The organism is Neisseriaceae bacterium, from assembly GCA_016864895.1.
Lineage (GTDB): Bacteria > Pseudomonadota > Gammaproteobacteria > Burkholderiales > Neisseriaceae > QFNR01.
Map to the genome: position 1 here is coordinate 566,241 of CP046107.1, position 11,474 is coordinate 577,714.

Genomic DNA, 11,474 nt, shown 5'->3' on the forward strand with positions numbered 1-11,474 from the left:
AATTTTGATTAATCATCAATTTATTTCTAATTCCTGATAATCCTAAAATTTTATTTCTACAGTAAATATTTGCCCCAATAATCCTCTGGGTGCGGGGTTATTAAAGAAAACAGTAGGGATGTTCATGACAATTATTTTGGGCTCTTAGCAGTAGCTTTTCTTTCTTCTGCTTCCAATGTTAAGATAATGATTACAGATAATTGATAAAATGGATGGTGTATGGATTCCTGTATACAGGTCAATAATACGATTACTGGATGCTATGCTCAGTTAGTCATTTCAGATGACGAAAGTAAGGATAAAGTCCTCTATTGAAACAAATACCAATAATTGTGTTGTGATAATTATTTATGGTCGTAGTGTTGATGCTAGTGGTAACTCATCAGGGGTTAGTAAATATATCAATAACCAAACCTTGGTATTGAATATGTTTTACAATGTGACTATGAAATCGATGGGGCTACAACGCTACCTATTCAATACAGGCCAAAATCTGTAAAAAATCCAAGTTAAGCCATGACTAACAGTATATGAACCTATGTGGTAGATGACCCTAAATATAAAATCATCGATGAAGTATCAAACTCTAAGTAAGAAGTATAATTTTGCGACACCACTAATTTGACAAACCATCGATTCAACATTGTATTCGGTTCTGGGTATTAATAGTGAACTATTCCTTCTAGGATAAAACTGTTGAGTGAATGTTTCACTTAAACTGGTTAAATAAAAAATATGAGCTCAAAACTATCATAAGTCGTCATAATGAAAAAATACTGACTAACCCATTCCCCCCTCTTTCCAAACACTATTTTTAGAGGGGGGGGTTCAGAAAAAACTTGAAAAAGTGCATGTAAAAAAACAAAAGGTAATTTAGATAGAATTAAACCAAGCAATGCTGGTAAAAAGAAAAGTTATGACTGTTTTGATTATGTAGATAAAGATTATTCTTGACATTCTAATAATCGAATCTAATTAAAGTATAGCTAAATATATTGTGTTGCCTCAAATTCGTGTAATAATTTTGACAACTGTAAGCCGGATATTAAAAATAAAAAAAATCAACATTTCTCCGTTTTTAAGTCAAAAATAAGTATCTAATTCATTATTATGATTAAATAAAAATATTACAGTATCAATCACGATCTTTTTGGATAGACGATAGTGATTTTAATAAGTATAAATTATTTTTTCACATCTACAGAATATTGTATGATTCAACCTTCGAAATTATCTCCCAAAAAAAATAATAGTTTTTCTTGGGTGAAAATAGTGACAAATAGAACTTGGAAATATATTCTAGTTTATTAGAAGAAAATTTCATTGACCAATAATGTAATTATCAGCCTCACTAACCCCATCTTTTGGGGTAGCGAGACTGTAGGCACATCTACTACATCGACATTATTTGTTTTTTTATCATACTTAGAGTTCGTTTTGGTGGAGAAACTTTTCTTTCCCCCTTGTTTTCATTCGTGTCTCTAGAAGAGAATTGGGTTAGACAATAGGTTACGACTCGATGTTTCCCACTTATTTATTCCTTGGGAGTTGGTTGTGGGGGCTCGTGTTCACTCTTGACTGCATCGAACTCTGACATTGTTTCCTCAGCATTACTTTGGATTCATTACCCAAATTAAACGCTAATTCAGCTAGATCTTTGAAGAAGTCAAGTTATTCTGCTTCACTACAAAATGACCGATGGCCATTAGTAGATTTATGTTTTTTCACAGGAAGCTTGAATGTAGCGAACTCGCATCACCGCTTAAGTATTACCACCTACAGCTGGTTCTGACGCCGCTTGTTTATTATCGTCACTTAATGATCCTTCTTTAGGTTTCACCTCCTTAGGCTCCAATGTCACCGGTTGATTATTATCACTTACAGTTGATTGTTTAGGATTAAGATGTTGCGCTATGTAAGGATTTTTTGGTAAGTTGTTGACGACATCCATCCCATAATTGACTATTTCAGGGGGTTGGTTCTCCAATTTTTTTTCTGCATATTTTCTTATATCATCAAGCCTTGACTCCACATATTTACGTTTACCATCACTCTTTTCTTTAGGTTTTACTTCAGATGATTCTGATACGGCTACTGGCGTAGTCTCACTTACCGCCGGTGTTGATGACTCTTCTGTAGGTTTCGCTTCAGCTGACTCTGATGCCACTACTGGCGTAGTTTCACTGACAGCTGGTGCTGATGTCTCTTCTGCAGGTTTCGCTTCAGCTGACTCTGATACCGCTACCGGAGTAATATCAACTACAGCTGGTGCTGATGTCTCTTCTGCAGGTTTCGCTTCAGCTGACTCTGATACCGCTACCGGAGTACTATCAACTACAGATGTTGTTGATACCTCTTCTACAGGTTTCACTTCAGCAGACTCTGATACCGTTACCGGAGTAATATCAACTACAGCTGGTGCTGATGTCTCTTCTGCAGGTTTCGCTTCAGCTGACTCTGATACCGCTACCGGAGTACTATCAACTACAGATGTTGTTGATACCTCTTCTACAGGTTTCACTTCAGCAGACTCTGATACCGTTACCGGAGTAATATCAACTACAGCTGGTGCTGATGTCTCTTCTGCAGGTTTCGCTTCAGCTGACTCTGATACCGCTACCGGAGTACTATCAACTACAGATGTTGTTGATACCTCTTCTACAGGTTTCACTTCAGCAGATTCTGATACTACTACTGGCGTAGTTTCACTGACAGCTGGTGTTGATGACTCTTCTGCAGGGTTCACCTCATCAGATTCTGATGCCACTACTGGCGTAATTCCACTGACAGCCGGTGTTGATGACTCTTCTACAGGTTTCACTTCAGCAGATTCTGATACCGCTACTGACGTAGTATCACTTACAACTGGTAGTAGTGATTCTCCCTTAACTTCATCGGACTCTAATGATACTTGATTACTATTACCTAAAGCTTGTGCTATAGATTTTGGCCTATATTGAATAGGTAGCGTTGTCGCCCCATCAATTTCATAGCTACCGTTGTACAACATATTCAATACCAAGGTTTGGTTATTGATATATTTACTCACCCCTGATGAGTTACCACTAGCATCAACACCACGACCATAAGTAATTGTCACCACACAACCGTTAGTATTGGTTTCAATAGAGGAGCCTTTATCCTTACTTGGGTCATCTGAAATGACTAACTGTGCATAACGTCCAGTAATCGTATTATTGACCTGTGCATAGGGATCCGTACAACGTCCATTTTGCAAATTATCTGTAATCGTTATCTTGGCATTGGTAGCCATTTGAATGCCTTCTGCTACCTGTGTTTTAGCAATATATTCATAAAATCTAGGAAGTGTGAACGCTGCTACTATCCCGATAATGACTAATACGACCATTGTCTCAATTAAGGTAAAGCCTTGTTGTAATTTTTTCATACGTCAATCCTTATTCAAAAATTAAAGAAATTAATTAAAAACTACTAATAAACTGCTAATAAACTGCTCCCAAATGGGAGCAGGAATAACCTTAAAAAAAACTAAATTGTTAAGACAGGCTGATGTGCCTGGGTGATTGTGTCATTTATTGAGTAAATATTGAGTAAATACTTTATATTACAGTAAATATTTGCCCCAATAATCCTCTGGGTGCGGGGTTATTAAAGAAAACAGTAGGGATGTTCATGACAATTATTTTGGGCTCTTAGCAGTAGCTTTTCTTTCTTCTGCTTCCAATGTTAAGATAATGATTACAGATAATTGATAAAATGGATAGTGTATGGATTCCTATACACAGGTCAATAATACGATTACTACTGAACATTATGCTCAGTTAGTCATTTCAGATGACGAAAGTAAGGATATGAGTCCTCTATTGAAACAAATACCAATAATTGTGTTGTGACGATTATTTATGGTCGTGGTGTTGATACTAGTGGTAATTCACAGAGGCTAGTAAATATATCAATAACCAAACCTTGGTATTGAACATGTTGTACAATGTGACTATAAAATCGATGGGGCTACAACGCTACCTATTTAATATAGGCCAAAATCTATAGCACAAGCTTTGAGTAATGATGTCAGACTATGATGAAGTCAAGCCGAAAGGATAGTTTCCATTATATACACAAAAACTTTATGATGAATATGTCCAAAAACAGGTAAGTATATGGTTTCTCTGATTATTAATCAGATCATATTTTTTTCTAATTTTTTACATTTATATTCTAAATCACTAATGAATTTATTCCCATCATCTTAAGCTACACAGTCTAAAGCCTTTCTCCTTTAGCGTTGTCATAGACCAATGATACTCTGAGCCACATCCTGGTTTAGTAGAATAATGTTTTTCTGAATACTCATCCAACTCCAAAAGCTCATCATATCATTGATTTGAATAACCAAATCACAGTGATTTAGCCAATTAACTATAGATAGTGGTCATACACACAGCAAAAGCCCAATACTCAACAACCTTAAAACACCAACCACAGAGCTCCAAAAGAACCACAATCAAGAGCATACAACACTACTTATGGAAATAGCTTTTCTCTACTTAAGGTTAAGGAATTTGCTTTAAATCCTTCTTCTTATAAAAATCCCTAGTTTCTGCTACTACAACTCCTGATAGGAATAGTAAAGCAAGCAAATTAGGAATAGCCATCAGTGCATTGGATATGTTAGCAAAACTCCACACCATATCTAAGGTTAATACAGAACCTGACATGACAGAAAAAGTATACATAATACGATAAGGTAAAATAGCCTTTCTACCCCATAAATATTGAACACACTTTTCACCATAAAAAGACCAACCTAATATGGTTGAAAAAGCAAAAAACACTAATCCAAAAGTCACAATCCAGCCTCCTGGGCCTGGTAACAGTGTTTGGAACATAACTGTTGTCAAGGCTGCTCCATTTAATGTATTTCCACTAAGATCTACAGGAAAAGAGCTTTCGGCAAGTAAATAACCAATGACTAGAACGAAACCCGTAACACTACATATTACGATAGTATCAAAAAAAGTACCTGTCATAGAAACTAGAGCCTGTCTTACCGGATGATCGGTTTTTGCAGTAGCTGCTGCAATAGGTGCTGAACCCAAACCAGCCTCATTAGAAAATAGACCTCTAGAAACACCACTTTGTACTACTTTACCAACCAAGCCACCTGCAACAGCTGAGCCCGTAAATGCATCATTAATAATCAATTTAACGGCAGGTATAATCATATCTAGGTGAGCCAAAATAACAGCCAGTCCCCCTAATATATAAATAACAGACATAAAAGGTACAATAAACGATGCCACTCTAGCAATTAACTTTACACCACCCAAAATAACAATCGCAGCAAGGGTAGTTATGACAATACCGGTCACTACTACATCAATATGAAATGACTCCTTTACAGACTGAGCAATGGAGTTAGCTTGTACCGAACTACCAGCTCCCAATGAAGCAATTGTAGCAAATATTGCAAAACAAACACCCAACCATTTCTTATTGAGTCCATTCTGAATGTAATACATAGGGCCTCCACTAATCATACCCTGATCATCAGTAACTCTGTACTTAACTGCAAGCAAAGCTTCTGAATACTTGGTAACCATACCTACTAACGCTGTTACCCACATCCAAAAAACCGCCCCTGGACCACCAAATACTACTGCCGTAGCCACACCTGCAATATTACCAGTACCTATTGTTGCTGATAATGCAGTCATCAATGCGGCAAAATGTGAAATATCTCCTTTATCTTTCTGATTAATTTTAGCGGGTGTAAAAACTAGTTTAAGTGCATAACCTAACTTACGAAATTGCAAAAAACCTAAACGAATAGTTAAAAAAAATCCAGTTCCTAGTAATAGAACTATCATGACTGAACCCCATAATTGGCTTTCTAAAAAGCCTAATAATGTATAAATATTGTCCATATGAAATACCTCACTTTATTATCCAACAGATACATAATATAAAATACACTACTAATTGAAAATTGTTAATATTTTTTTCTAAAAAACCAATAAAAAACTAGTATTTTAGTAAATTTTATAGACTTAAAACAGAAATTAGAAAACATGAGTTATAATGTTAGTTTAAATCTTTAAAAAGGTATGCTTTTTCATGTATAAAATAGCACCAAGTATTTTATCTGCTGACTTTGCGAAACTAGGACAAGAGATTGAAGAAGTAATATTGGCAGGTGCTGATTGGATACACTTCGATGTTATGGACAATCATTACGTCCCTAATTTAAGCATTGGGCCGTTGGTTTGTGAGTCAATAAAACCCTATACCCAATCAACGCCAATCGATGTTCATCTAATGGTTGAACCAGTTGATTCTCTAATAGAGTCTTTCATACAAGCAGGAGCCGACTATATTAGCTTTCATCCTGAAGCAAGTAAACATGTTCACAGAAGTTTAAAATTAATAAAGGATAAAGGCGTAAAAGCTGGTTTAGCACTTAATCCGGCCAACTCACTGGATATATTATCCGATATTGTCTTAGACCAATTAGACTATATTTTGATCATGTCAGTTAATCCAGGTTTTGGGGGGCAATCTTTTATTCCTAAGACAATTGAGAAAATTCAACACGTTAAGAAAATCTGTGAACAATACTACGCCGTCACTTCTAGGCTCATAGAAATACAAGTAGATGGTGGTATTAAATCTAGTAATATTAGGAAAATAGCTCAAGCTGGTGCTAATATTTTTGTGGTTGGCTCTGCTATTTTTAATCAAAAAGATAGACATCAAGCAATTTTGTCCTTAAGAAAGGAATTACAAAATACATGAAAACGGAATTAAAACAGGCCAAAGTCATTGCCTTTGATTTGGATGGTACTTTGGTAGACTCCATTACCGATCTCACTCTTTCTGCTAATGCAATGAGAACCTATCTAGATATGCCTCCAATGGATACTAAAACTCTAGAAACCTATGTTGGTGACGGTTTAGCAAAACTAGTACATAGAGCCTTAGCTGGCAATAAAGAGGGAACTGTGAATGAAGCTTTATGGGAAAAAGGCTTTGAGTATTATCTAAATCATTATGCACAACACTTAACTGATAATACACGCCCATATAAAGACGTCAAAGATGTTCTCATATTGCTTAAAATAATGGGCTACCCTTTAGCTGTGATTACTAATAAAAATGAATTGTTTGCTACCCAGATTTTAAAAAATTTAGGTTTGCTAGAATATATTAGTATCGTCATAGGTGGTGATACTCTCCCAGAGAAGAAACCTTCCTCATTACCATTAAATCACGTTACTGAAATATTCAATATCCATCCTAGTGAACTAGTTATGGTCGGCGACTCTACTAACGATATTAAAGCAGCTTACAATGCGAAATCACTATTTATAGGTGTTACCTACGGTTATGAACCCAACCTACAAAAGATTGCCCAAGCACAACAACTACCTTACGTGTTTTTAACCCCTGAATTTAGCAAATTATACGACGAGTTTAAGAAAGTACAACCTTAAAAAAATAGCCATGTATGAAGAAAAAACAACTAAGGCAATATTTATTCACCTTATTAACTAGACGTGAATACAGTGAATGGGAACTAAGAAATAAGCTTTCTCATATGACCTCAGATCAAGATCTAGTAGATGAAATAATACATGAATTTCAAATCAATGGTTGGCAATCTGACGAACGTTTTATCAAGACTCTAATCGACAGTAAAAAATATAAATACGGACCACTGAAGCTAAAGTACGATTTAAATCATAAGGGAATCAAAGATTCAAATTTTGAATATTTATTACCTGATAATTCTACACAATTACAAGTTGCCATTAATTTATTATATAAAAAATATAAAACAGCTCAAAATACAGCAGAAGCAAAACAAAAATATTTTAGATTTCTACAATCAAAAGGTTTTGATAATGAAATAACTTACACTTCGATTAATCAATTTACCCAGAAAAAATAACCTAATTATCATTACACTAAATCAAGATGACCTAATACCCCCCTTTTTGTGGACTACTCACCTAACCACAAAGTAAGATGTACTATCCCAAGGACAAAAAAGCTTTGTAGCTAAACTCTACGACCTAGGGTGAGTAGATTTTCAAAGCCATCCCATAGCATATTGGGATATACCCCAATATGCCGGCCTACCACCACTCTAATTCAGCACCAATAATAATCTCTTTACAGGAACTTAGTTGAAAATCTCACTCACCATCTTTTCCTATTTTTCCTATACCAATACCACCATCTTCTCCATCTTCACATAATCCTCCTTTCCCACCATGATTACCGATGCCTATACCACCATTTCCTCCATCACCATACTTCTTACATTTTTTATCTTTTTTACTGGTTTGTTTATTATTCCCGTCTTTATCCTTTTTATCCCATTTATCCTCTTTAGTAGAAGTGATTACCACACCATCATTGTTTCCATTTTTTCCACTATTACCGATGCCTATACCACCAGATTCCCCATTGTTACCAATTCCCCCTCCAGGCGCACCATTATTACCTATTCCTGTTCCACCATCCCCGCCATTTCCAAATATTATAACAGTATCCGAATGTGTATTCGTTTGTAACAAAAATACAGATATTATTATCAATAAGTATTTTTTTTCATATAACTAGCCTTTCTAAATCAAGCTTCATCTAACTAGATTAACTACCAAAATCAAATTTAGGAAAACAATTACGTACGACTCTGCATCTTGATGGTTTACTACCATATCAAATGATCTTGATCCATGTTACAAGGAAAATGTTTATAACCTACAGTAACACAGCCAAACCATCCTTTACCAAAAGGTGGATTTTAATGTAAAGAATATATCTATATTTTTATCACCACTTGAAAGTAATTCCCACTCTAAATATTTGTTTCAATCGTACCAAAAACTCCTGCTATTAATTATGTATATCATTACTATCACTATTAACTAACACAAGGTGTTTATAGAATATATAAATAATATTAAAAAATTCTTACCATGTGACTAATATTGCAAGACTCATTGAACAATAATTTCAATCATAATCAATTACAGATACTATACCATTTCTTGAGTATTATTAGGTAAGTTTTGATTAATAACTCGATATAAAGTGGTAATTTGTGACTATCCTATTGAAATACTTAATTAATTTTTACTAGTTATGACTGTTTCTCTACTATTCTCTACTAATAGTTCTATACTAATAGTTCTATGCAAGGAACCTCCCCCTTAGAGCAGATCAACTAGTTTAAAATTACTAGAATACTTTTAAAACATATCTAATACTTAGTAGTATTGACACTCTCATTAGTAATGTTTTTATGACTGGGTATGTTATCAACCTCTCATCAGTCTTGCCCCAAAGTAGGTAATGGGGGTTCAATCTTAAACTTCAATCGAACTAAAATTAGATTAATACAACTCTAATCAATACACCAAGACAATAAACCATATTCTATGCTAGAATAAGCCTATTGCTTAAAACTAATAAGGGGGCGACACGGTTTCGACGAGGATTGCAAAGCAAAGATGGGCATACCGAGATCTCAAACTCTCGTAAAACATTGAAAACTAATAGTCGCAAACGACGAAAACTTTGCTCTAGCTGCGTAAAGCTGAGCCGTTGCAACGGTTGGTCAATGGGCCGTGTGGGGTAAAATCCACCGCAATGTCATAGACATTGACTGGTTTGTCGTTGGGTTACTTAACTACAAATAAGATCTAAGGTAACTAGTTTTGATCAGCCTGTCTGTCGGCTAAATCAAAAACGAAATAAAATAGACCAGACTAAGTATGTAGAACACTTTGTAGAGGATTTTCGGACGGGGGTTCGATTCCCCCCGCTTCCACCAAATTAAAGTACTATAATTAATTAGCCAATTAAAACCTGTCTTATTTGAATAATCAACATATATTCTCTTCCGTGTTGACTATCTTAAATATAAAAACAACCCGGTGGCACCTTGACCTGTCTCTTAAACAACAAGTTCATATTAATGAAATGTAAAAATTTCAATAACTAAAATAGTGTTTTCAGACAACACTCATCTGCTAATTTTTGTATCAATCAAATTGAATACAGGCAATTATTGTTCCGTTTTATCCTAATTGACTATTATTGACCTAATTCACCCACCAATCAAAGGGGAATCAGTTAATACCTTTAAAACAATATATTGGTTGAATCTATTTCGGTACTTTTTGAATTAAATTAAAATAAAACATACAATATATTATCAATATCAGTATTACTAAAATATGAAAATAATACATACTTCTGATTGGCACTTGGGTCGCTCCCTATATGGTCAAAAACGCTATGCAGAATATGAATCTTTTCTAAATTGGTTGGTTAATCTAATTAGGAAAGAACATATTGAAATATTATTGATTAGCGGAGATATTTTTGATACTAATACACCTAGTAATCAAGCACAAAAATTATATTACCAATTTCTACATCACCTCCCCCGCTATTGTCAAACTGTTATTATTGCAGGCAATCATGACTCTCCTACTTTTTTGAACGCTCCTAAAGAATTACTAAAATATTTGAATATTTTTGTCATAGGACAAATAACAGATAACAGTCAAGATGAAGTACTTTTGCTACAAGATGAGAAAAAAAATCCACAGGCAATTATATGTGCCGTCCCCTATTTACGTGACAAAGACATTCGCATTCTAGAATCTGGCGAAAGTATTCAGGATAAAAACCAACACTTATTAAATGGTATAAAAAAACATTATCAAGAAGTTAGCGAATACGCATTTAACTTACAACAAACTATCCAACAAGATCTATCTATCAAAGTTCCTATTATTGCCATGGGTCATTTATTCACAGATGGGGCTAAAACGATTGACGGAGATGGTGTACGCGACTTATATGTGGGCTCTTTAAGTCATATCAAGTCAGATATTTTCCCAGAATATTTGGATTATGTGGCCTTAGGCCATTTACATATTCCTCAAACTGTAGCAAGACAATCTCATATTCGTTATAGCGGTTCTCCCATTGCCATAGGTTTTGGTGAATGCACTCAAAACAAACAAGTTATTCTATTAGATTTTTCACTAAGTCCTTTTAATATTAGCAGTATCAAAGTCCCAGTTTTTCAAGAACTAGTTTACATCCAGGGGAATGTCTACGATATACTGCAGAATATTGAATCATTAAAAATTAATCACAGTCAGGCATGGCTGGAAATTGTATATACTGGTCAAGAAAGAGAACCAAGATTACGAGAAAAAATTGAAGAAGCCATCCTTGGATCTGAGTTAAAAGTTCTCAGAATAAAAAATAATTTAACTTATAATCAGGTGATGAATACTTTAGAACAACAAGAAAATTTACAGGATTTAACACCTCTTGATGTTTTCAAGCGCAGTCTTACTGCGAATAAAACACCAGAAAATCAACATCCCTTACTAATATCTGCCTATCAAGAAATACTGCAAAATTTACATGATCAGGACATCAACGCCAAGTAAAGAGCT

8 protein-coding genes and 1 other RNA gene are annotated in these 11,474 nt (G+C 34.8%); 6 read left to right on the top strand and 3 right to left on the bottom strand.

Annotation, left to right across the window (positions count from 1 at the left end):
• The first annotated feature begins 283 nt into the window (after window positions 1-283).
• The gene (locus GKC53_02370) at window positions 284-499 is read left to right on the top strand and encodes a hypothetical protein (GenBank protein QRN40999.1); all 216 of its coding nucleotides are present in this window, start codon (window positions 284-286) and stop codon (window positions 497-499) included.
• A gap of 1,263 nt (window positions 500-1,762) precedes the next feature.
• On the opposite strand, the gene GKC53_02375 is transcribed toward GKC53_02370, so the two are convergent.
• Window positions 1,763-3,409 (bottom strand): prepilin-type N-terminal cleavage/methylation domain-containing protein, encoded by a 1,647-nt coding sequence (locus GKC53_02375; protein QRN41000.1) that lies wholly within the window; start codon window positions 3,407-3,409, stop codon window positions 1,763-1,765.
• Between the two features lie 1,126 nt (window positions 3,410-4,535).
• Complete coding sequence (locus GKC53_02380; protein ID QRN41817.1) at window positions 4,536-5,852, bottom strand: amino acid carrier protein; 1,317 nt, start codon at window positions 5,850-5,852, stop codon at window positions 4,536-4,538.
• Between the two features lie 247 nt (window positions 5,853-6,099).
• Here GKC53_02380 and rpe point away from each other — a divergent pair, with 247 nt between their 5' ends.
• Genes rpe through GKC53_02395 form a run of 3 tightly spaced genes read left to right on the top strand, consistent with a single transcriptional unit; the run spans window position 6,100 to window position 7,933 of the window.
• A complete protein-coding gene (rpe, locus tag GKC53_02385; protein ID QRN41001.1) occupies window positions 6,100-6,777 on the top strand; it encodes a ribulose-phosphate 3-epimerase in 678 nt (225 codons plus the stop codon).
• The gene (locus GKC53_02390; protein QRN41002.1) at window positions 6,774-7,475 is read left to right on the top strand and encodes a phosphoglycolate phosphatase; all 702 of its coding nucleotides are present in this window, start codon (window positions 6,774-6,776) and stop codon (window positions 7,473-7,475) included. The genes rpe and GKC53_02390 overlap by 4 nt, the downstream gene beginning before the upstream one ends.
• A gap of 14 nt (window positions 7,476-7,489) precedes the next feature.
• The gene (locus tag GKC53_02395; GenBank protein ID QRN41003.1) at window positions 7,490-7,933 is read left to right on the top strand and encodes a recombination regulator RecX; all 444 of its coding nucleotides are present in this window, start codon (window positions 7,490-7,492) and stop codon (window positions 7,931-7,933) included.
• Window positions 7,934-8,180: 247 nt separating this feature from the next.
• Here the strand turns inward: GKC53_02395 and GKC53_02400 are convergent, their stop codons facing one another.
• On the bottom strand, window positions 8,181-8,564 hold the full coding sequence (locus tag GKC53_02400) for a hypothetical protein (GenBank protein QRN41004.1): 384 nt from the start codon (window positions 8,562-8,564) through the stop codon (window positions 8,181-8,183).
• Window positions 8,565-9,465: 901 nt separating this feature from the next.
• Between GKC53_02400 and ssrA the strand changes: the two genes are divergently transcribed.
• Both ssrA and sbcD read left to right on the top strand, forming a co-directional pair.
• Window positions 9,466-9,826, top strand: a transfer-messenger RNA (tmRNA) gene (ssrA, locus tag GKC53_02405).
• A 406-nt stretch (window positions 9,827-10,232) separates the two neighbouring features.
• Window positions 10,233-11,468, top strand: coding sequence for an exonuclease subunit SbcD (gene sbcD / locus GKC53_02410; GenBank protein QRN41005.1), 1,236 nt, complete (start codon window positions 10,233-10,235; stop codon window positions 11,466-11,468).
• Window positions 11,469-11,474: the final 6 nt, after the last annotated feature.